Below are 18,955 nucleotides of genomic sequence, written 5' to 3'. Positions count from 1 at the left end.
ATGTGATGAACAGGTTCTATTTTCGTTATTCGGCCTCGTAGTACGGTACGCCGTGCCTTACCACTGCTTTTTCCATTTCTTCCCACCAGATTTCACTATGGCGGTCATTGTCAAAATCTATGGGCTTTCTTTTACCGAGCCGCAGCCGGTCCCGTGTCTCCATTTCCGTTTCGTACACAATCTGTTCCATTTCTTCGTCCGTAACATGGTAGGTATCGAACGGCTCCGGCAGAGATTCCAACTCCCTGCGTGACAGCTCGGATTGCCCGCAGGTGAAAACCTTGTCATAGAAAGCGTCATCTTTCGGCGGCAGTTCGGGTTCCTGTTCCGGCAGCACATCCAAATAATCCGACTCGTACAGGTAGTTTTCGTCGCGCCCCTTCGTCTGCCGGTTGTTCTTGAACTCTTCCAGATCACTTTCCGTCAGGCGGAATTCCTTCTTCTTACGCCGCAGGTACTCCATCATGTTTTCGAGGGAGGAGAACGGGGCTATGAGCTCCATGGAAGAACGGTTGTGCCAGGCATCGCTCCGGTACAGCAGGTAGACCTGCGGGCGGTTCCGGGCCGCCTCCTTACGGTATTCGCCGAACTCATACAGGGCGTTGTCGAAACTTCCGAATGCCAGCCGGACTTTGTCTTCGACGGATATGGACTCCCGGCATTCCTCGAAACGGCGTTGCACGTATCCGATGAAATCCACGTCTTCCAGAGTCTCCATGACCGTGCTGTCATCAGTCGAGAGCGCGATGTCAGCTCCTGCGAAATTGTCGGCTGACAGCACGTGTTTCTCTTCATTGTATTCGTCTTCCGCCCTGCAGACGGCCAGACCGGGCGTTTCTGCCTCGATCTCCACGACCTTACGGAGCGTCTCTTCGATAGCTATCCGGTATTTTTTCATTGTATGATGTTTATTTGTTTCAGTTCACGTTTGTAGTTTCTCAATGACGGCTTGTGCCCTTTCTCCCTTACGATCTGGCGCATCTGTGCAAAGGTGTATGCCTTCTCCATGTCCAGGCCGTAGTCCGTGGCGAATGCCGTCATTCCGATATAGCAGAAGCCGAACTTCCGGTGCAGCATGTCGGCCGTATAAGGAGTCATGTCTTCCGCCAAGGTTACGGGGACAGCCATTCCCCGGATCTTGAACTTCAAGCCCTCGATAAGGGTCCCGCAGTTGTCGCTGTGGTAGGTCAGGTCCCTGCGGCGGGCGCAGTAACCGATGGTCTCACCCATGAAGGTGTTGCGGAAGATTTCCGTACGGTTCAGGTCCTTCAACTTCTCGACACCGTAATAGCAGACCGCCTGTACGGCTTTCAACGCTTTGTCCACACGGGGTTTGACAAAGCGGGGGTCGTTTTCCGCCACGATCTTTTCCAGCCACGTGCGGTGGAAGGTTCCGACAGGCACGTCGAACACCTTCTCCGGCGTGCAGTATTTTGAATCCGACCGCGTCATCATCAGATGTGCCGAGGACGGCTCGTATTGTTCTTTCAGGTAAAAGGCCAGACAGGTATTGCCGACTTTGCAGTAAGTATAGTCGTCACGGCTGTTTTTCAGCGACAGCATCGTGGTTTCCCCGCCGTAGAACTTCTCGGGCAGTCCGGTCTGTCGGCAGAACTCCGTGAGGAAATGTCCGGGGATGGCATGTGCATAACTGCGCTCCTGGTAGCACTCCTTCGCCATTTGCGGAGTGATGAACCGTTTGGCAAAGTCACAGATATGGTAATGACCGTAATCATACGCCGCCTGCGTGTTCGCGGAGCTCTGGAACTTTTTGGGCATCTGGCGGAACCAGCGGAAACTCGTCCCGTGCTCCATGCAGTAGTCGACAAATTCCCGCGTCCATACATTTTCAGGAAATTCGGGACAGTTGCCGTTTCTTCGGATGAATGCCTTGCACACTTCCACCGAGAGCAGGGATTGTTCAGTTTCCTCGTCGATATAGCAGTTCGTCTCCCGTTTGCTGTTATCGATGGCAATGACCAGTCTTTCCGGTGTCTTGAACCGCTTCGGCAACTCCCCGAACATGTAAGGGTGTTTCTCCATCAGCCGGTCCGCCAGCATGTCGTCCAGATATACCGACAACGGCTTGAAAAACTGGGGGTCTGTGATGAAGTTTTTTCCTTCGGTCGAACAGACAGCCGCATGGAGAATCTCATAGGAATAGAACCGGGCGGGAACAAGCGAGAGGTCATGTTCCGCCATCTTGCGGTAGTATGCCGCAGTCTTGAAACGGGACGGCACGACGGCATCGGTAACCGTGCTCAATATTTTCATCCCGTCGAGCATCCCGTAATAGAACTCTTGAGTCTTTACCTCAACGGGGACATATCCGAGGATAAGCCCCGTTTTCATGACGGCGTCTGTCCTGCTGTCCGTGTAATACGGGTCGTAAATATAGCTGCGCAAGGCCAGGTATGCCAGTTGCGCATCCCAAAGGCGTTCAGGTATGAAGGCGAGAATGTCGAAATCCCCGCGTCCGTTTCGGATGACCGCTTCTGCCATTTCTCGGGTAACCATTGCTTCGGGAACGGCCGTGATATTCTTCGGTTTTTTGCGCATGGCGTAGTCACAGACTGCTCCCGAACGGTACGCCTCCGGAATATTGCGCAGCTCGAAGCTGTGCCAGCTCTCCGTGCTGCCCGCGATGATTCGTTCTATACGTCCGGGTGTGAGGAAACGTCCCGGAATATGGCTCAGCACCTCTATTTCCTTGCTTTCGACGGCTGCTTCCACGATCTCTTCCGTGAACAGGTGTTCCGGCAGCCATTCTATGGCCGATACGATGTTATTGTGCCGCATACAGTTTCTTTTTAAGGTTGGACGAACGGACGATTCTCACAAGGCGGCACCCCCGGTAGACATAGAGTATCCTGGATTCCCGTTCGGCGAGTTCCTCAAGTCCCTGCCAGTGCTGCGGTGTATTTATCTTTTCGAGTCGGACATGGTTGTTCACATATACCGTGATCGGTTTCATGCTGTCATGGGAGGGCGTATCTTCGACGAAGAGCGGCTGTTCACAGTATTCTCCCTTGTCCATGACATGCCATCTGCCGTTATCGAACAGGAGGCACGTGTCCTCCATGCGGCCGAAAATGTCTGCGTTGTCCGCGATGCGTGATGCGGATTGCCGCGGTGTTTCCCGTCCGTCACGGATCTTTGAAAAACAGTGGACGGTATCGCTGGTTCCTGTCCATTTTCCATAGGGTGACGGTCCCAGTTTTTGTATGTCGCCCAGCGACAGCAGGGCATCTACCCGTCTGTCATTGGGATAGAACACCCGGAGTTTCCTCACAAGGTCTTTTGAAAGCGTCTCATGGAGCGCCTTGATGTGCCGGACACTGCCGTCCGGCAACAGTTTTCCGATTTGTATGCTCATAATAGTGCTATCTCTTGTTGTTGAAGTATAGCCGGGTCGTCCTTCTTTCGATTGACAGTCCGGCTTGAAAATTATGATTTACAGAAGTCTTCGGACTGGTATCCGGCCATGTCCGGTACGGAACCGCGTGTCATTCCGTCCTGTCGTCTTCCCGTCTTTTCATTTTCAGTTCCCTGCCGGTTGCCGTGCGGCAGAGCGGCAGTTTCCCGGAAGCGGTTTGCTTGCATCCCTCGACGAGCCGTCCTTCAGACACCATTTTCCCGTACATTTCCCTGATATAACGGTATGCCGGGGAGGTGTTCGAATAAACGGACTTCCCACGGAGTGTCTTGACACGCAGCTTTTCGACGAGTATTTCCAGCACCTGCTCCCGGCTCTTGTACAGGTTCCGGCGCTTGGTGCGGAAGGCGTCGAGAAAGACACCCCCGATAGTCATGTCATGAGTCTTGTGGTAATACGCGAGTTCTTCCTCCTCCGTCAGGTCGAGAATCTCGCCGTAAGTGTCAGTACGTAGGTACCGGAAGGTCGTTCCTTGTGCCAGAATCTTCTCGATAAGCTCCATGTGCTCTTTAAGAACAGGGCCCGATAACGATTGGGGATGACAGTACAGGCATGTCTTTCCGAGATACACCTCGGGACAACCGTCTTTGTATTTGTTTTCCTTGATGCTGAACCCTGTTTCCGTGAAAAGGCGCTTTACCTCGTCGAAGAAGCGTCCGGCTTTCTCTTCCGGCATGCGACCGCCGTCATAGCCGGACTCGACGCGGAAGTATGTGTCGATATATATCGGTGTGTCCATTTACAGTTCTGATTTTGATATGTTATATAAAGCATAGCCCGGAACCTCCCGCTCGGGTTCCGGGCATCGTTGAAAATATTCTCATAGACGTATGGAATCGAACACTTTGTCGATGTCCTCCTGCGCCAGCCCGATGTAGCGCCGGGTGGTTTCCAGGTTGGAATGGCGGAATATCTGGTTGAGCAGGATCAGGCCCTCGGCCGAGCGTCCCATCAGCTCGTAGACATAGCGCCCGAAAGTCTTGCGGAAGGTATGTGTGGAGAATGCCCTGATCGGCAGCCTGTACCTTACCTTGAATACCTTGAGCAGCCTGTTGATGTATTCCAGCGAGTAAGGTTTCCCGGTACGCGGGCTGAGAAAGATGTACTGTTCGGGGGCGGGTTGTCCGAGCATCTCGTACAGGAAACGGTTCTTCTCCTGCACGTCCCTGTTGAACTTGATCAGGCGGTTTTTCTTTGTTTTCTGCTCGATGCGGGTCATGGTGCTTTTTCCTAAGATGTCTTTCCAGCGCAGGGTCCTCACGTCGGAGGCCCTGCATGCCGTGCAGAACGACAGCCAGCAGTAGGTCTCCCACAGGTACTCGCCGTCCTTCTCAAGCCCGCGGACCAGCCTGTTATATTCCGCTATGGGCAGGTAGTCGGCTGTCGTCAGTTGTCCCTTGATTCTTGTCACGTGGCAGCCTTTTAAGATTCCGGCAACCCTTCCGAGAGCATCAGCTCGGCCAGCGCCCCGTTCTGGGGAATCATGGCCGGAATGTCCGTACGTCCGGGCTTGTAGATTTCGGTTGCCACGTTATAGATATCCCACGCCGTGAGCGTCTTCTTCTCTTCGGTGAGTTTGAGCAGGTCCTCGGTGAAGATGGAAATCTGGGACTGGTTCAGGGGATAGGTCTCCACCTTGGACGAAAGACGCTTGTCGGAACTGTCATGCGATACGCGCAATGCTGTCAGCAATCCGATGTAGGCGTACATCTCCACCGGGGTAATTACTTTCGCTTTCAGGCGGCGGATGCGTTCCCTGTCCTCGTTCATCTGTACCTCGAAGTTCGAGAGCCACTCGTCTACACGACCGAAAAGCTCTTCGGTGGTGACTTTGTCTTTCCCGTAGTTCGACACACTGCGTTCGGGGGAGAGGATGCACTGGTTGTGGCACACCCTGACGCACGGGCCGATGGCCGCCTGGATGCCGTCCTGATGGAAGGCGATGACAAGCGTCGTGGTCAGCTCGTCCGTTTCCCATTCCTTAATGCGGATGGTCGTATAAACGCGGCGCAGGATATGCGCCTCGACGGCCATCGCCCCGTACTTTTGTTCCACCTGGGGCAGGACGACCACGCCGGGCTGTGCCTTGTTCTTGTTCTGGGCGGCGAAGATTTCCTCCACCTCGTAATTCAGGTTGTGTTTCTGGCAGATGTCCGCCATGCGCTCTATCACCTCGTAATGGTAGATTCCCTTGAGCGGGTTGCCATAGATGTCATTTTCCTTGTGTGTGCGCCGGAGCGTGTCGAGCGTCATCACCTCGACGTTGTTGTTCTGGAAATCGAACTGCACGGGGGCGGCCGTTGTTGCTAATGCTGTTGCCATAATGATTGATATTAAAAAAGTTATACAATAAGAAAGGCGGTGAACCGTTGTCCATCGCCTTTCCGGAATTCATTTTGCGGTTTCAGGCAGGTAACGCCTGCATATCAGGTCCGTGATACTCGGGTAATACACGTTGCCATAAGTTCCGTATGGTCCGAAACGGGCAAGGAAGCGGAAGTAAAAATCTACCGGACGCCGGTAGCTCGTCTGTATTTTGGTTTTCAGCAGGCGGTAGGCGTACTCGTCAGAATTTTCCACCTTGACCTTGCGTCCGTTGAAATAATAGTTTCCCTCCTTATCTGAAGAAAACGATACCTCTTCCTTTGCCGGACGCTCGCCGGCAACGACCCTGAAGAAGTCCTCCAGGGAGCGGCAATCCTGGTATTCTACCGGAATCGTGTCGCCCTCTCGCAGTTTCACGTCCAGTTTGTCAAGCAGTGTCTTGATGGCGGGCGTGTAGATATTTTCGGATTGGAAGCATCTTGTATCCCGCCAGTATTTCTCGAAAAGAGAGCCGGTTTCAAGGAGTAGGAACAGGGTTTCACGCGCTGTCTGCGGTTTATCGGCCAGATATGGAATATACTCGGTCACCAGTATGGAAAGTGAAAGATACTCCTCCGGTTGCAGTTCGCTCTTCTGGTGCAGGTTACAGTGCCTCTCGAGCAGGGAGTCGATGTCGGCTTCCCGCAAGCTTTCGTCCGTCCATACCAGGCAACCTTCTTTCTTGCAGGCGGGACATTTATCCGCTCCATACGGCAGGAGCATCACCTTGCCGCAATCGGAACAGGTGACCAGGTCGCCTCGTTCCGTATAAACATCTACCGTTTCCATTCTCAATCCTCCGCGTAAGGCCATTCAAGGCAGCAGTCATTGCATACGGCCACGCCCTCGTCACTCAGAATGTCAATATCTGTGCCCCCACATTCGGGGCATACCGGTACCTTTTTCTTGTCCATTCGTCGCTCTGCCGCTTCTTCCGTCAGAAGCAGCGGCACCCAGTATGCCGATGTGCCGAAATCCCGTATCCCGTTTTCATCCTGTATGGGTTCACAACCTTTCGTTCCCATGTATTTCTGGGAGTCCGGCCAACACACGGCACGGTAACACTTGTCCCGTTCGGGAGATTTGCCGGTATGGCGTATATAGTCTTCCTCGGGCACGTAAAGCGCCCCGTTCTCCCCGCTTCCCCATGCCGGATAACCGGTTCCTTCTTCCTCGAAAGGAGCACTTTCCTCGGGAAATTCCACGAGTGCATATAACTTGTCATCCCATGCCAGGGAACACTCGCCGCAGTGGAACCGACTTTCGTGAATATCATAACGGATATTTTCCGAATTGCATTTCGGACAGATAATGTCTTTTGTTTTTACTTTCGGGAAACTCAGGATTTCTCCGGCAATGATTTCCATGCTGGGCCAGAACAACTGTTCGCAGTAATCGTCGGCCATCTTTTCCGCCAGATTCTGCATGTCGTCATCGCTGATCTTTTCCACATCGAAACCTTGTCCTTCCAGGTCATCGCGGTGGACGGACGTGATAGGGAAATACCCGGCGTTCAGCTCCCGGATAAATTGTCTTTCCTCTTCTGTCGGTTCGGGTAAGTTGTTGAAATATTCCCTGAGCCGTTGATAAAGTTCTCTTACCATAATTATATTCCTGTTTTTAATCTAATATCCACCAGTCGAGGACCAGTAGTTCCGGTCCATGATTTTTTCAAGTTCGAGGTCGGAACGTTCTTTCCAGAGGTCGAAGTCATCAAGCAGCTCCGTTCCGTCCTCCAGAGAAAGCACAGTATCCTCATTGTCAAACAGATAGTCTTGTATGTCATATCCGGACGGATAACGGTTTTCCCGGATGATTTCTTCTGCAATTTCCTTGTCCATTCGGTTGCCATTTTTTCAGTTCGCCGGTATTGTAACCGGATTCATTTGTTTTGTCTTTTCCTTGTAAAACCTGTCGATGGCAAGGAAGTAGTCCTCCGCATCCCAATCAGTGCCCGCATGCTCAGTCTCGAATTCTTCCGCCCACTGGACGATCTCGGCATTGACGGCACGGGAGTCCCTGTCCTCCCACAGGTTGTCCGCCCCGGCATTGTAGGCAAGGTCCACGACAGCCTCCTGCAACTTGTTGTAGCCGTTACACTCTCTACCGTTGGAACGCAGCCATAAGTCCACGTCGACGGCATCCTCTTCCGTCGTCCCATTGTGCAGGCACAGGCACTGCCCGTTGCCGTTATGGCATACGAGGACCGGCCGTTTGGTGTCGGGGCATATCCGTACCAGCAGCTCATTGGCGGCAAGTGTTTCCGTATCATGCCCATTGAGCATTGCAGGAAGCGCCTGGCTGACCAGACTCAGGATTTCCTGTTCCTCCTTTGTCCCGGACGGCTTGGAAGCCAACAGGTTCTGTATGCGTTTAAGAAGATTGTAAATCATAATCAGCAGTCATTATGTTCTTTCCAGATTTTACGTTTCTCGTCATAGCCCTTGTTTTCCCACCATTCATTGCAGGTTTCGGCAAACCCCTGATGGTTGTCTCCGGCCGGACACTTGTCCTGACGGCAACCCGTGATCTGTTCCATTTGATTTGCGTCCAACGAGTTCCACCATTCCTCCATGCGTTCTTTGAACTCTTTTAAAGTACAGAATGGCTGATGGTCCTCGCATTCGTCGCACCAGTTATCATAGCGGTCTATACCCGTGGTACCGATGAATGTACGGGCATTCGGATCCACCCATGCCTGGGTCTGTATATTGTCTGAACCGCACCCCTCGCATACGACAATCTCGTCGTCATTGACATCAGCGGAGATGAACCCGTGTTCTTCCAGCCAGTGGGCAATCTCAAGCAATCCCTCGGTCTGTACCTGTCCGATGGGCTCATCGAAATCCTCGCCGGCTTCGCCGTTGAGCGTGCAGAGCAGTTTGCCGTTCCCGTCGATGAAAAGTTCATAAACGGTCGCACTTTCATAACCGCCGTATCCGTAAAAAGCGGAATTGTGGACCACCACTATCGGGGAGGTTTCATACTCCGCTGATTCCGCCTCCCGGTAATGTACGCCGCAGTTGCGGTAGAACGTGCCGATGATGTTGTTCTCCTTCTTCACGGCGTCGCGGATTTTCTCCATAAGTGATCTTCTGATGGAGATGATACTGAGGTGCGCATAATCCTTACGGAGACGTCTGTACACTTCCTGCTCGAAGTTGCCTCGAACAGAGTCGAAAGGGGATACGCCGGCGTTCTCCCGGATATATTTGTCCTCGTTAAAGTTGTAGCGCCGGCAGACAATATTCTTGACGCGGCGGAATTCCTCTCCGGCAAATTTGAGGATACTGTTCTCGCCTAGCGAAGTCGGAAAATAGCAGCGGGGCATGTGCACTGTCATTTCACGGTAAAGTGTGTCATCGTCTTCCGGAAAGGTTCTGTCTGTTTCCGGCTTTGTAGGTTTTTCCTGTTCCATGTTGCTTGTTTTTTATCTGTAGTTGAACAATTTCCGGTTTGCCGCCCGTTGCATGGCGGTCACCATATTCTTATGTCATAATCTTTAAAATAGTATTCCAACTCTTTTAATCCTTCCAAAGAGTGCAGCTCGTTCTTTCCGGTCACTTCGATGTCGACGGATACTGCATTTTCATCTTTGATGTTTACTTTGGCATTGTCAAATACGCATCTTACATATTCTGCAATGCATGAGGCAGGCAGGTCGTTTTTTACAATATTAAGTACCATATTATTTATTGTTCATTAAATGTTTGCTACGTCCATAAACCGGGCACCGCTTGCGGTATCTGCATTCGCCCCGGGCCGCGTCGGTATGCGCCCGGTGCCATTCATCCCAGCTCTTCACTCCATTGTCTGTAAGGAATATGATCAGTTGCATGCAGCAGAAACCGCGTTCCTCACGTTTCCGGTCATGAAGGTTGGCCAGCCCGTTATCTTTAGGTTTCATACAGGTTTGATGTTACGGCAGGTTTGCTCGAAACGCCTTCATGGCATATCATTAAAACCATGAGACATGCACATAGGCATCGCTTTGGTCACTGCCGTTGATTAGACAATCGAGTACTTCGATAAACTTTTCCCGGTCCATCCCGACCTTTGCCAGGCAGGAATAAAATTCTTCGGCATTCTGCCGGAAGGTTTCATCCTGTTCTGAGATATGTTTTCTTAGCTGCTGCAGACCCGAACGGGCTATTTCGAAGTCATCGGTATAGGCGTCTTCTGCGGAGTTATCAACTTCGAACATTGTCAGGATATCATAAAAGATATCCTGACCGTCCCCGCCATACATACCCGGATATTTGTATTCGATTTGCCAAACTCTGGCTACATGTAGTTTTCTGGCCATTATCTTTTCATTTTTCGGATTTGTTGTCTTATGCAGTGCAGCATCAATTCGATACCACGGATGCTTTCCTCATTCTCTTTCAGTTTGTAATAGTAGGCGTTCGCTTCGTCGTAGTCTTCCCGTGCCTTGCGCAATCTGCATTCCTTGGCGTCACGGACCTGTTCATGGGACAGGTCGTAACCGATGAACTCGTCCATGAAACAGGAAACCGTACGCCCGTAATAGTGGTCCGTGCGGGTTTCCACCGCAGTACGGATGATGTCGTCGCACCGCCTTCCGAGTGTCCGGAGTACGTCGCTGATATGCCGGTCATGGTACTCGTAACCGAAGAAACGGGTATACCACTCGTGTTCCTGCCGGTTTGTCTTCCCCGCGTAATACTCGTACCATTGGGCGTCGCACTTGGTGTGCCTCTGGGTAACCTTGAATATGGCATACTCTTCACCGATCCATGTAAAACGTGAGAGTATCTCACTCGCTTCTTCCTCATAGTAGCTATCCCGCCAATTCAATTCTTCGGTCTGGCTGAGCGGGAGGAATGACTGTTTGGTGATCCACTGCCCGAAACCTTTGTGCGTGACATGCGGAAGCACTTTCACGACCTTGCTCCATGCCTCGTTGCAGGCTTCATCCAGTGAAGGGAAACTTTCAGGAAAGCGTTCCCTGTCCGTTCCGTCTCGCAACACCTCGTTCCAATCTTTGTCGCAGACAATGAGGGTGAGGTCCTCCCTCACATGGCAGTCGCGTTCGCAATAGCCGTAGGGAGCATCGCAGAGCGTGTACCACTCCTTCGGTCCATAACCGTCGTCACGTCCCAGATAGCGTCTGGGCTTCCCCTTCTCTGTCTGCACCTCCCATACTTCCGTGCAGTTTCCACGGTCGATATGGTGCAGGCGTACCCTGATTTCCTTGTTATCTCGTTTTTCTTCCATGTCGTTCATTTTTAGTATGGCCTGTCTTTTTCTTTTCGAGAATCCGGTAGATTTCTTCAAGGTCATGCTCATTGTCTATCGGTTGCCCGTATTCCGTATCCACGATGACCACCCTGGCATTGGCCAGGTGACATCCTGCTATCGTCTTGTCATAGTCGCTCCATTCAGGATTGATTTCTGTTACCGTGTCAAATTCAAGTCCGTATGATGTCTTCATTGTATTTCCAGTTATTATGCGTATTTTTCTATTTTATGCTGCCGCTTTGTTCTGCCCGTCGATAATATGCCTGCATTCGGCTTCCAGTTCTTTCATACATTCCGTACCATAGAATCCCCAACAACTGTCCAGTTCATTGTCATCGTCACTTTCCGGCATGATGCGATACCCGAAAACTTCCCCGGTATAGTAGTTGTCAAGGGTACTGATTTCGTCTTGCAGGTATCCCTCGATCCGCTTCCTGCGTTTCGCGGTGATGTTCTTCCACCCGTATTCCCGGCGCACCTTGTCCAACGGTACCGCGATGATTCCGAAAAATCCGGAATCCCACGGGCAGCTGAACGGCGAGGTGGATATTGTAATGCCGCCATGGTCGTAGAGGTAGACCGGCAGGGCGATATATTCCTTCAGGAACGATTCCCGGAAATTTCCGATATGCCCTTCAAAAACCTTGTCGATATCGAAGTGGTCATCAAACTCCTTCTCCGGGCGGTAGCGACGATGTGCCGTATAAAGCGTACCGAGATTGTCATACGCTTCACGCGGGCTTCGGGCGTCATCATCATAATAGATGTTGATGCGATACCCGTTATATTTGATTTGATTATATAGATTCATTTGCCTGGGTATTATGTTTTGTTACAAAGTCTTACAAATTGTTCCGTAATCTCGTCCCGCTCGAACTCGTCGCAGTTCAGGTCGAAGAATATACCCGAAGCCGCGAGCATGTCACGGGCTTCTCCGTAGGTAAGGTCGTTCCTGTGCCTGTATCTGTCCACCATATCCCGATGTTCGGCTTCCGCCCGGTCGTGCAGCCTCATTTTATACTGCCTGTACCATGCGGGGAACTGTTCCTTGGAAACCATATGTTCCAGCTGCAAGTCCCGGTATCTTCCCGGTGCCAGCAGGATGTGGCTGTCAATGTAGGACTTCGCCTCGGCTATGATTCCCTCCCTGGTGAAGGGACGGTGGGAGCGTGCCGTGAAATGCACCCATCCACCATGCAACGGGTGTTCGATTTCAATCTGCACACCCTGCCTCCTGACATGTACCACGATATAGGCGGTCTGGCCGGGGAACATATCGTCCTTGAGGCTCACTTCCCGGCAGGCCGGCGGGTCAACATGGATGTAGTGGTCCTGCCTTGCGCCCTCGAGGAACCTTTCAAGCTGCCGCATCGACTGGCAGTAGATGAATGTCCCCACGCGGCACTGGCCTCGGCGGATGTCGCCGTAATAGTACTTTCTTGCCCTTGCTCCGGTAATGCGGGACTCGTCCGATGCCTCGAAATAGCTCCGGTAGGTATCGTCCGTACGGCAGAAATCATATATTTCCTGAAAAGTCCTTGTTTTCATTTGTTACTCCTTTTTATGTATTGTCTTCTTCCGGCGGGGGAAATTCCCCCGTCCTGTAAAATATCTCTCCGAGACGGTCAGCCTGTTCCGCCAGACCTCTCTTCCGGACAGCCGACACGGCATCGCATGCGGCCTTTTCGTACATGCCCAGCAGTACCGCCTCGGGCAGGCGTTTCGTCCGCCACACCTCCTGTGCGGTGGCGAGCATCTCCACCTCGCAGCCCAGATGGGCGGCTGTGAGGATAATGACGGCATTGCCGATAAAGTTCGGTATGCGTTCTTCCTGTTGTTCTCCTTTCATTGTTCCGTGCCTTTAATCCGTTTCGAACTCGTCTTCATAGACCTCGATCTCCTTCCCGCTCTCGCAGATGCGTACCAGCCAGGTGTATTGGAGCCGTTCCAACAGCTCTATACGGCGATAGCCCTTGTAGGGCACTTTCAGCGTTGCAATGTCTCCCGGTTTCATGTCAGGCGGGTATTTCAAACTGGACATGGAAATGGAATTCGCTTATCAGGCTGCAGATCTGCGGTACTGATTTAGGATCCTCCCCGTAAGGGTAGAAGATGGTCCGGCAACGTGTCAGGCATCGGATACCCTGTTTTCGTAACCGGTACAGCAGGTAGGCCCTGCGTCGTAGTTGTTTCTTGCTCATCGTATAAAGGATTATGTCGTTTTGATTAGAATAGCGGTGTGGTCGTCAAACAGGGGCATCTCTTTACGTTTTCGATGTAATGCCTCCATTGAAAGATGCTCATCTTGTGTTAACAGGGATGAGCATCATTTCAATGGAGGGAGTACTAATTTATTCTGACCCGCCACACCGTGCCGCCTACCGGGCGGATGGAGATGACGGCCTATTTCTTACGCCATGCCGCCATCTTCTTTTTGATGTTGATATTGTTGTCCGCCAGCATTTTTTTCAGGACTGCCAGCAACCGCCAGCCTTCTCCGTTTTTATACTCTTCCGCCTTGGCTGACAGGAACGCCAGTGACTGGTACTTGTCCAGACGCCGACCCCGGTCATTGACAGCCGTGCAACCGTGGAAACGAATCAGGTTCTGCATGGTAAAGAACGCCCCGGCTCCCTTATAGGCATCCATCCATGCCTTGCTTTGAGGAGTGCCCCATGGCAGCCGGATACGACGGTCATTGAACTGTCTGACCGCGTTGTAAAGCTGTGTGGCGTCCAACGCGTGCCTGATGTGGGTTATCGCGATGGAAAGCGGGTAGTACAGTTTGGATTGCAGGTCCTCCACGAAAATATTACGGCCGTGTATACGCTTGTAGGGAACTCCCTTGCATTTTCTTGTTTCCAGGTTGCCCACGTGTTTTTTCAGCGCGTTGACATAGTCGCTCGCGATGGCCAAAACCACATCACGGTTGAACCAGCGGTTTCTCTCGGCAAAACCCGTGATGTCCTTGTGTTCCATCTTCATCTGGGCGTGCAGCTCGTTCAAGAGCATTTTCCACTGGTAATCATAGCCTTTCCGGTGAATCATCTCGGTCACCCCTGCCGGCTCTTTTTCACGGTAATGCGTGTATGACATCATATGGAACATTTGTGCCATGACCCACCGGCGGAAGAGTCGGTTGTTGGGAACGGTACCCTGTGCCATGATGCTGCCGAATATCGGGTCGTTGTCATCCAGGATGGTAAGTTTCCCGTCTTTGTTGGAGGCGATATACTCGCCGCCCTCGGCTCCCTGCATGGCGAACAGGCAGCTCACGTCCACACCGGCACCGCGGAGTGCCTCGATACGCTCCCGCGCCCCTTTGGGAAGTCCGGCGGGAGAATTATGGCCGGCCACCACCGGATAGACGGTGCCCAAATCCGAATTCTTGCCGATAACGGTGCCCGTGGCGGCAAATTCCTTGTCCGCGATGGCGAATTCCGTGCCGCATCCGGGGCACAGGACTTTTGTTTCTTGTTTCTTTCTGCTCATTGTGAATTTGTTAATAGTTGATTACTTCCGGGTTCCACCCATTTTCTGAGTATCACCAGGTCCTTGTCTTTTTCGCTTTGCCAGAACCATTTGCCCATCGTTTCGGGATTCCATGTGAACCCGCCTATAATCCGGCAGAGGATATAGAATTCCAGCTCGAATTGCGCGGTATCCCGGTGTTGCCCGTACAGCATGTCCCCGTCCTCGAGGTCACTTTCGGGCAATGCCATGAAATACCGGCGGGACTTGCTCTGGCTGCGCTCCGATGGTATCGAATGTTTATAGCGGCGGTACAGCTCCTCCACATCCGTGAAAAAATCCCCGCAGCCGTACTCCGGCAACCACGGAGCGCCATCATACCTGCCGTTCCGTATCATGTGTCTCCCGTTTACTTTTAAACTTCTGGACTGGAAATCAATCCGGAAATTTGCGCCGTTTTCTATGGCGGTGACGGTTTCTCGGTAAATATCTTCCATTTTCTCACCTGTTTACAATTAATGGCACTCAAACCCCTAGCGCGTATCTTTATAGTCCTGATAAATACAGTAGGACTTCGGTCCTGAACCAGGTAGTTGCCTGGCTCAGGACCAAGCTTGAATACTGTATCTTGAATTTGGGTCCCTCGTGCATATGCGGTCGCGCTACCTTCTGTTCAGGGGACTCATCCGGACGGCACATCCCTTTAAAAACCTGATACGGGCCGCGAGTACAGCTGGAACCTGTGTCATCTGTCGTGTTAGCAGGAGATGACACAGGCTCCAGCCGTGTGAATTGCGGCTCTGTTGAAATCCCGGCCTTGCCCCCTTTGCCCTGTGCTGTTCTTTTTGCGGTTCCCGGAATGCCGGCACGTTCCTTTACAGGTCCGATGTCTGCTGTGGCGGAAGCCGGAATGGCGCCGTCGTATAACGTTAGGGATACGACGGCGCGAGACGGGCTTATCGGGGACAGCAGGCTGAATCCATTCCCCCGAACCGCACGTTCCCGTGCTGGAACAGACTGAAAGTTCTCATAATACCGGCACATGGCTTTATGCTTCCGATGTATCCCGCGTATGGGTCTTCTGCGGAGTCCGAAGGCGACGGTCAGCCGCCTTCAGACTCGGAAAGAAGACGTTGGTACGCGGGATGCCCAAACCTATTCCTTGAACTTTCCCGGTGTGCTCCGGTAACGGGTGCGGGACAGACGGCACATGACTTTAATTTCCCGATACATTACAGGCGCAGCCAGAATCGAGATGGGATTAACCGGGTGTTAGACCGGTTAATCTCGATATGGATTCTGGTTATAAGCCTGTAACGTTGAATAGCCTGCCCGTCCACCCGTTCTGCCGTGTGCCCGGCGTAACTTATAGCGATGCCACCAGCGTGTTGTACACCGCCCGGCTGGTCAGAAGGGCGTTACGCATGCAGCCGACAGTCAGGTAACCCGGTATGTCCCGGTCTGTTTTATCGCGGTTGGCCTTCACGTTGCGTCCCCGTCCCCGGACGATGCAGCCATCCGGTTTGGTTCGGACATATCCCAGACCGCCGATCTTGCACCTGCCCGTCTGAATGGCTCTAAAGCAGTCCATCACGAACTTGTTCAGCTCGTTGAGGTCACTCTTCACATTACAGACCGGCAATACCTGTATCGCCCAGCTGAACTCGCCCTTGTACAGGTAACGGTTCACGGCGTCCACGGCTTTTGCCAGTGTCGTGTCCCGGCAGCGGATTGTCCGCCGCTCGATCTCGTGCTGGAAGGTCTTGATGCGTGATGACGAGAGCGAGACCATGCCGCCCTTGATACTGAATCCTAAGAACTTGAACCAGACATCGGCTGCCAGGTATTCCACTTTCTTGGGATTTAGCTTCATGGATTTATCTTCCAGGCGTTTTTGGAGTGTGTCCATCGCTTTTTCATAATCCTTGCCGATAAAAAGCATATCGTCGGAATACCGGACGTAGTAGCCGTTCATTTGTGACAGTTCCCTGTCTAGGTCGTAGAGCAGTACATCCGCCAGCCAGCTAGCCACAGCACAACCCTGTTTCAAGGATTGATACTTGCTTTGCAACCGGTTATCTTCATCGAAATAGAGGTCCGAGTGGTAATATTTCCTAAGTACGTCTATCAGGGCAGACTGGCCGTGTTTGGCCTCCACCTTGTCGAACGCCTCGTCGATGAACCGTATCGGAACACTGTCGAAGTATTTGGAAAGGTCGGACTTCCAGCCCAGACAGCCGCTATTGCCGGTTTCTGTCATCCGGTGGCTGACTTCCGTAACTACCTTGCCGCACCCTATACCGGTCTGGTAGGACTTGCACGAAGAGTGCAGCATCTCCGGCATCAACTCGAAGAGCAGGTCGTTGGCGATACCCAGTACTACGCGGTCCATCGGCTCGTTTACGTACACTGTGCGGAACTCACCGTTGTCCTTGGGTATCTGCGCCGTGTGGGGAGGGGAAATCTCGTACTTTCCCCGGCGCATGGCATAGGCCATCGCCATACGGGTATGCTCGTCGGTCAGCCGAATAAGTTGGTCTTTCCTAATGTCTTTCAGCACGCCTTTCTCAATGGCCTTCGTCCACTGGCCTATGTCGAAGAACATTTGCAATATCTTGTCTTCATTCATAGCACTCAAAACTTTTTTGGGAAAGGATAAAATTCAGTATGTCCATGCCGGATTCTACGTCACATTCCTGCTCGTACTCCTCGCCCGTGTAGTAACTGTAACCCATGATGAAGATTTTCCCGTCTTTCCGGAGCGACGCGTTCGTGATGACCAGTTCCACGGGGTCACGGTCCACAACATGGAGATAGGTCGAGGATTGTTCACCGTTGTCATCAAGGCTGCCGCCACACTCGGAAAGCAGCTCCACGGACAGGGCGTAACATTTTTCATTCAGGGCTTTCTCCGCCACGTGATGGTTGTTCATCTCTTCCGTAAGTGTTCGGATGCGGTCACCGCGTCTCTGCTCGGGAACCGGTTCGAAAGCGGTTTCGAACATCCAGACAGGCATCCATTTATGGAAGACGGCGGGTCCCAAGCGGCATATGTAAACTTCATCGTTCTCTTTCTCCGTCTCCGGGATATCCATTCCCGAGGCTCGTGCTGCCGCTACGCTCATGCGCTCGAAACCGCCGAGGCAGGAAGGTGCCGACTTCAAACGGTAGGGACGGATGTTTCCTACAGGGACACCCATTGACATAAGTAGCATCCCCTTAAAAGTGTCGGTAACGGGAGTGGTTTGCTGTTTGTTCATTCTTTTATTCATTTTCTGGTCTTTGTACATACATTATGATTTCTCACGCATCCTCCGCAAGGGCTACAAGCCGCTCTTCCGGCAGCAGGAACTCCTCGTCCGTGAAGTAATAGCAGATTTTCCGGTCCACGGCCTCCGCCTCGTCCGATATGGGTGCGCCGTCTTTGCCGACCAGCACGTCTTGCAGACCCGTTACAGAGACTAGGGTTTTGTATTCCCCGCCCGTTCCACGGAACAGCGTCAGTTCCCTGACAAAATATTCCCTGTCATTCCATGTGATAATCTCAAACATTTCCTCCACTTCCGGGAACAGCCGGCACAGGACCGGAAACAGTTTGCAGGCATCGCTCCGGAGCATCAGGAAGACACATTCCATCAGGCATAGTCCGGCATCTTTGAGCATGGGCAGCAATACGTCCGTGCCTGCTCCGTTTGCCTCTGCCACTATCAGGGCTTTCCAGTATCCTTCCTGGAATGAGTCCGTCCAAGGGATGAGTTCGGCTGCCCTGACGGAATAGGAAACCGCGATTTCTTCCGGATTGTCCTCGTCCGTGGAAATCAGTCCTATTTTCGTGTCATCTTCGACAGGCTCCTTTACCGGCAGGCAGACTTTCATTTTCCGGAACGTGTCCGTGTCCTCGTCCGCCCAGTTGACAAAGCCGCCGAATCTTATAAAATCATATCTGCTCATTTGTCATTATTGTTTATTGTTATTTACCTTACAATTCTTCCGGTTCTCCATCGTTGATACTCCGGTAGAAACGGTCTCCGTCCGCCCACTTCTTGGCGGTGATAGCCAGCTCGAAAGCTTCCTCTATGGAAAGGCCGTCGGCGGGAAGGGCATCAAGGAGTTCTCCCATGCATACGTCATTCTCGCGATACTCTTTCTGCACCTTTCCGAGTGTCATTCTGCCCTTGTCCGTCTTTTTACGCCACAAAAGCATCTGTTGTATCCAATTTTTCATGCGATTCTTTTATTAAAGGAAATCCTTGGCATAACTGCGGGCTTCATTGAAAGTGTTGAAGCCGATTCCACTCATGCAAGAGATTGCCCAGTATCTTAATTTCCTGCTTTCGGCACGGGCAAGATAGATTTGCCCGATACAAATCCCGTCTTTGAGAATGTCATGCCGCTTGTCTTTTGTAATCCGTACCATGTTCC

28 protein-coding genes are annotated in these 18,955 nt (G+C 52.2%); 1 reads left to right on the top strand and 27 read right to left on the bottom strand.

Annotation, left to right across the window (positions count from 1 at the left end; translation table 11 throughout):
- Positions 1-25: 25 nt before the first annotated feature.
- From DWY57_RS06950 to DWY57_RS06840, 22 genes are all read right to left on the bottom strand, one after another.
- On the bottom strand, positions 26-898 hold the full coding sequence (locus DWY57_RS06950; RefSeq protein WP_004293663.1) for a DpnD/PcfM family protein: 873 nt from the start codon (positions 896-898) through the stop codon (positions 26-28).
- Positions 895-2,799 carry a hypothetical protein gene (locus tag DWY57_RS06945; protein ID WP_008143046.1) on the bottom strand — a complete coding sequence of 635 codons (1,905 nt, stop codon included), beginning with the start codon at positions 2,797-2,799 and terminating at the stop codon, positions 895-897. The genes DWY57_RS06950 and DWY57_RS06945 overlap by 4 nt, the downstream gene beginning before the upstream one ends.
- Positions 2,786-3,376, bottom strand: a complete 591-nt coding sequence (locus tag DWY57_RS06940) for a hypothetical protein (protein ID WP_119193843.1) — start codon at positions 3,374-3,376, stop codon at positions 2,786-2,788. The genes DWY57_RS06945 and DWY57_RS06940 overlap by 14 nt, the downstream gene beginning before the upstream one ends.
- 130 nt (positions 3,377-3,506) lie before the next feature.
- A complete protein-coding gene (locus DWY57_RS06935) occupies positions 3,507-4,175 on the bottom strand; it encodes a hypothetical protein (RefSeq protein WP_004293660.1) in 669 nt (222 codons plus the stop codon).
- A gap of 81 nt (positions 4,176-4,256) precedes the next feature.
- Positions 4,257-4,847: a tyrosine-type recombinase/integrase gene (locus DWY57_RS06930; RefSeq protein WP_004293659.1), complete on the bottom strand. Its 591-nt coding sequence runs from the start codon at positions 4,845-4,847 to the stop codon at positions 4,257-4,259.
- Positions 4,848-4,858: 11 nt separating this feature from the next.
- The gene (locus tag DWY57_RS06925; protein ID WP_004293658.1) at positions 4,859-5,758 is read right to left on the bottom strand and encodes a DUF932 domain-containing protein; all 900 of its coding nucleotides are present in this window, start codon (positions 5,756-5,758) and stop codon (positions 4,859-4,861) included.
- A 69-nt stretch (positions 5,759-5,827) separates the two neighbouring features.
- Positions 5,828-6,613, bottom strand: coding sequence for a hypothetical protein (locus DWY57_RS06920; protein WP_004293657.1), 786 nt, complete (start codon positions 6,611-6,613; stop codon positions 5,828-5,830).
- Positions 6,592-7,404, bottom strand: a complete 813-nt coding sequence (locus DWY57_RS06915) for a hypothetical protein (protein ID WP_004293656.1) — start codon at positions 7,402-7,404, stop codon at positions 6,592-6,594. Before DWY57_RS06915 ends, DWY57_RS06920 begins: the two co-directional genes overlap by 22 nt.
- 21 nt (positions 7,405-7,425) lie before the next feature.
- Entirely contained in the window at positions 7,426-7,641 is a 216-nt protein-coding gene (locus DWY57_RS06910) for a hypothetical protein (protein ID WP_004303944.1), read from the bottom strand.
- Between the two features lie 15 nt (positions 7,642-7,656).
- Positions 7,657-8,193, bottom strand: coding sequence for a hypothetical protein (locus tag DWY57_RS06905; protein ID WP_004293654.1), 537 nt, complete (start codon positions 8,191-8,193; stop codon positions 7,657-7,659).
- 2 nt (positions 8,194-8,195) lie between these two features.
- On the bottom strand, positions 8,196-9,218 hold the full coding sequence (locus DWY57_RS06900; RefSeq protein ID WP_004293653.1) for a hypothetical protein: 1,023 nt from the start codon (positions 9,216-9,218) through the stop codon (positions 8,196-8,198).
- A 59-nt stretch (positions 9,219-9,277) separates the two neighbouring features.
- Positions 9,278-9,487, bottom strand: coding sequence for a hypothetical protein (locus DWY57_RS06895; protein ID WP_004293652.1), 210 nt, complete (start codon positions 9,485-9,487; stop codon positions 9,278-9,280).
- 1 nt (position 9,488) lies between these two features.
- Positions 9,489-9,707: a hypothetical protein gene (locus DWY57_RS06890; RefSeq protein ID WP_004293651.1), complete on the bottom strand. Its 219-nt coding sequence runs from the start codon at positions 9,705-9,707 to the stop codon at positions 9,489-9,491.
- A 51-nt stretch (positions 9,708-9,758) separates the two neighbouring features.
- Positions 9,759-10,106, bottom strand: a complete 348-nt coding sequence (locus tag DWY57_RS06885) for a hypothetical protein (protein WP_008143041.1) — start codon at positions 10,104-10,106, stop codon at positions 9,759-9,761.
- Positions 10,106-11,038, bottom strand: coding sequence for a hypothetical protein (locus DWY57_RS06880; RefSeq protein ID WP_008143040.1), 933 nt, complete (start codon positions 11,036-11,038; stop codon positions 10,106-10,108). Before DWY57_RS06880 ends, DWY57_RS06885 begins: the two co-directional genes overlap by 1 nt.
- Positions 11,019-11,255 (bottom strand): hypothetical protein, encoded by a 237-nt coding sequence (locus DWY57_RS06875; protein ID WP_004322721.1) that lies wholly within the window; start codon positions 11,253-11,255, stop codon positions 11,019-11,021. Before DWY57_RS06875 ends, DWY57_RS06880 begins: the two co-directional genes overlap by 20 nt.
- Positions 11,256-11,288: 33 nt before the next feature.
- On the bottom strand, positions 11,289-11,873 hold the full coding sequence (locus DWY57_RS06870; protein WP_008143037.1) for a hypothetical protein: 585 nt from the start codon (positions 11,871-11,873) through the stop codon (positions 11,289-11,291).
- 11 nt (positions 11,874-11,884) lie between these two features.
- A complete protein-coding gene (locus DWY57_RS06865; protein WP_008860791.1) occupies positions 11,885-12,610 on the bottom strand; it encodes a hypothetical protein in 726 nt (241 codons plus the stop codon).
- A gap of 13 nt (positions 12,611-12,623) precedes the next feature.
- Positions 12,624-12,911, bottom strand: coding sequence for a hypothetical protein (locus tag DWY57_RS06860; RefSeq protein WP_004322729.1), 288 nt, complete (start codon positions 12,909-12,911; stop codon positions 12,624-12,626).
- Between the two features lie 12 nt (positions 12,912-12,923).
- Entirely contained in the window at positions 12,924-13,103 is a 180-nt protein-coding gene (locus tag DWY57_RS06855; protein WP_004322731.1) for a hypothetical protein, read from the bottom strand.
- A gap of 362 nt (positions 13,104-13,465) precedes the next feature.
- Entirely contained in the window at positions 13,466-14,554 is a 1,089-nt protein-coding gene (locus tag DWY57_RS06845; protein ID WP_008143029.1) for a hypothetical protein, read from the bottom strand.
- Positions 14,551-15,030, bottom strand: coding sequence for a hypothetical protein (locus DWY57_RS06840; protein WP_004293642.1), 480 nt, complete (start codon positions 15,028-15,030; stop codon positions 14,551-14,553). The genes DWY57_RS06845 and DWY57_RS06840 overlap by 4 nt, the downstream gene beginning before the upstream one ends.
- 362 nt (positions 15,031-15,392) lie before the next feature.
- Here DWY57_RS06840 and DWY57_RS21075 point away from each other — a divergent pair, with 362 nt between their 5' ends.
- Positions 15,393-15,554 (top strand): hypothetical protein, encoded by a 162-nt coding sequence (locus tag DWY57_RS21075; protein ID WP_207805154.1) that lies wholly within the window; start codon positions 15,393-15,395, stop codon positions 15,552-15,554.
- A 345-nt stretch (positions 15,555-15,899) separates the two neighbouring features.
- Here DWY57_RS21075 and DWY57_RS06830 read toward each other — a convergent pair whose 3' ends face one another.
- The 5 genes from DWY57_RS06830 to DWY57_RS06810 are packed head-to-tail and all read right to left on the bottom strand — an operon-like array spanning position 15,900 to position 18,950.
- The gene (locus DWY57_RS06830) at positions 15,900-17,162 is read right to left on the bottom strand and encodes an RNA-directed DNA polymerase (RefSeq protein WP_008143026.1); all 1,263 of its coding nucleotides are present in this window, start codon (positions 17,160-17,162) and stop codon (positions 15,900-15,902) included.
- Positions 17,155-17,793: a hypothetical protein gene (locus tag DWY57_RS06825; protein WP_009316558.1), complete on the bottom strand. Its 639-nt coding sequence runs from the start codon at positions 17,791-17,793 to the stop codon at positions 17,155-17,157. Before DWY57_RS06825 ends, DWY57_RS06830 begins: the two co-directional genes overlap by 8 nt.
- A 43-nt stretch (positions 17,794-17,836) precedes the next feature.
- A complete protein-coding gene (locus DWY57_RS06820) occupies positions 17,837-18,484 on the bottom strand; it encodes a hypothetical protein (RefSeq protein WP_004293639.1) in 648 nt (215 codons plus the stop codon).
- A 28-nt stretch (positions 18,485-18,512) separates the two neighbouring features.
- Complete coding sequence (locus DWY57_RS06815; RefSeq protein WP_004293638.1) at positions 18,513-18,758, bottom strand: hypothetical protein; 246 nt, start codon at positions 18,756-18,758, stop codon at positions 18,513-18,515.
- A 12-nt stretch (positions 18,759-18,770) separates the two neighbouring features.
- Positions 18,771-18,950 carry a hypothetical protein gene (locus tag DWY57_RS06810; RefSeq protein WP_008143020.1) on the bottom strand — a complete coding sequence of 60 codons (180 nt, stop codon included), beginning with the start codon at positions 18,948-18,950 and terminating at the stop codon, positions 18,771-18,773.
- Positions 18,951-18,955: the final 5 nt, after the last annotated feature.

The sequence above is a fragment of the Bacteroides sp. AF25-5LB genome (genome assembly GCF_003602965.1).
GTDB lineage: Bacteria > Bacteroidota > Bacteroidia > Bacteroidales > Bacteroidaceae > Bacteroides > Bacteroides uniformis.
Note: the sequence above shows the minus strand (reverse complement) of the source record. Positions and strands in the feature narration are given on the sequence as shown.

Coding starts and splice junctions, on each gene's coding strand:
- DWY57_RS06950 (WP_004293663.1), bottom strand. CDS start 898: ATGAAAAAATACCGGATAGCTATCGAAGAGACGCTCCGTAAGGTCGTG.
- DWY57_RS06945 (WP_008143046.1), bottom strand. CDS start 2,799: ATGCGGCACAATAACATCGTATCGGCCATAGAATGGCTGCCGGAACAC.
- DWY57_RS06940 (WP_119193843.1), bottom strand. CDS start 3,376: ATGAGCATACAAATCGGAAAACTGTTGCCGGACGGCAGTGTCCGGCAC.
- DWY57_RS06935 (WP_004293660.1), bottom strand. CDS start 4,175: ATGGACACACCGATATATATCGACACATACTTCCGCGTCGAGTCCGGC.
- DWY57_RS06925 (WP_004293658.1), bottom strand. CDS start 5,758: ATGGCAACAGCATTAGCAACAACGGCCGCCCCCGTGCAGTTCGATTTC.
- DWY57_RS06920 (WP_004293657.1), bottom strand. CDS start 6,613: ATGGCCTTACGCGGAGGATTGAGAATGGAAACGGTAGATGTTTATACG.
- DWY57_RS06915 (WP_004293656.1), bottom strand. CDS start 7,404: ATGGTAAGAGAACTTTATCAACGGCTCAGGGAATATTTCAACAACTTA.
- DWY57_RS06910 (WP_004303944.1), bottom strand. CDS start 7,641: ATGGACAAGGAAATTGCAGAAGAAATCATCCGGGAAAACCGTTATCCG.
- DWY57_RS06905 (WP_004293654.1), bottom strand. CDS start 8,193: ATGATTTACAATCTTCTTAAACGCATACAGAACCTGTTGGCTTCCAAG.
- DWY57_RS06900 (WP_004293653.1), bottom strand. CDS start 9,218: ATGGAACAGGAAAAACCTACAAAGCCGGAAACAGACAGAACCTTTCCG.
- DWY57_RS06895 (WP_004293652.1), bottom strand. CDS start 9,487: ATGGTACTTAATATTGTAAAAAACGACCTGCCTGCCTCATGCATTGCA.
- DWY57_RS06890 (WP_004293651.1), bottom strand. CDS start 9,707: ATGAAACCTAAAGATAACGGGCTGGCCAACCTTCATGACCGGAAACGT.
- DWY57_RS06885 (WP_008143041.1), bottom strand. CDS start 10,106: ATGGCCAGAAAACTACATGTAGCCAGAGTTTGGCAAATCGAATACAAA.
- DWY57_RS06880 (WP_008143040.1), bottom strand. CDS start 11,038: ATGGAAGAAAAACGAGATAACAAGGAAATCAGGGTACGCCTGCACCAT.
- DWY57_RS06875 (WP_004322721.1), bottom strand. CDS start 11,255: ATGAAGACATCATACGGACTTGAATTTGACACGGTAACAGAAATCAAT.
- DWY57_RS06870 (WP_008143037.1), bottom strand. CDS start 11,873: ATGAATCTATATAATCAAATCAAATATAACGGGTATCGCATCAACATC.
- DWY57_RS06865 (WP_008860791.1), bottom strand. CDS start 12,610: ATGAAAACAAGGACTTTTCAGGAAATATATGATTTCTGCCGTACGGAC.
- DWY57_RS06860 (WP_004322729.1), bottom strand. CDS start 12,911: ATGAAAGGAGAACAACAGGAAGAACGCATACCGAACTTTATCGGCAAT.
- DWY57_RS06855 (WP_004322731.1), bottom strand. CDS start 13,103: ATGTCCAGTTTGAAATACCCGCCTGACATGAAACCGGGAGACATTGCA.
- DWY57_RS06845 (WP_008143029.1), bottom strand. CDS start 14,554: ATGAGCAGAAAGAAACAAGAAACAAAAGTCCTGTGCCCCGGATGCGGC.
- DWY57_RS06840 (WP_004293642.1), bottom strand. CDS start 15,030: ATGGAAGATATTTACCGAGAAACCGTCACCGCCATAGAAAACGGCGCA.
- DWY57_RS21075 (WP_207805154.1), top strand. CDS start 15,393: ATGCCGGCACGTTCCTTTACAGGTCCGATGTCTGCTGTGGCGGAAGCC.
- DWY57_RS06830 (WP_008143026.1), bottom strand. CDS start 17,162: ATGAATGAAGACAAGATATTGCAAATGTTCTTCGACATAGGCCAGTGG.
- DWY57_RS06825 (WP_009316558.1), bottom strand. CDS start 17,793: ATGAACAAACAGCAAACCACTCCCGTTACCGACACTTTTAAGGGGATG.
- DWY57_RS06820 (WP_004293639.1), bottom strand. CDS start 18,484: ATGAGCAGATATGATTTTATAAGATTCGGCGGCTTTGTCAACTGGGCG.
- DWY57_RS06815 (WP_004293638.1), bottom strand. CDS start 18,758: ATGAAAAATTGGATACAACAGATGCTTTTGTGGCGTAAAAAGACGGAC.
- DWY57_RS06810 (WP_008143020.1), bottom strand. CDS start 18,950: ATGGTACGGATTACAAAAGACAAGCGGCATGACATTCTCAAAGACGGG.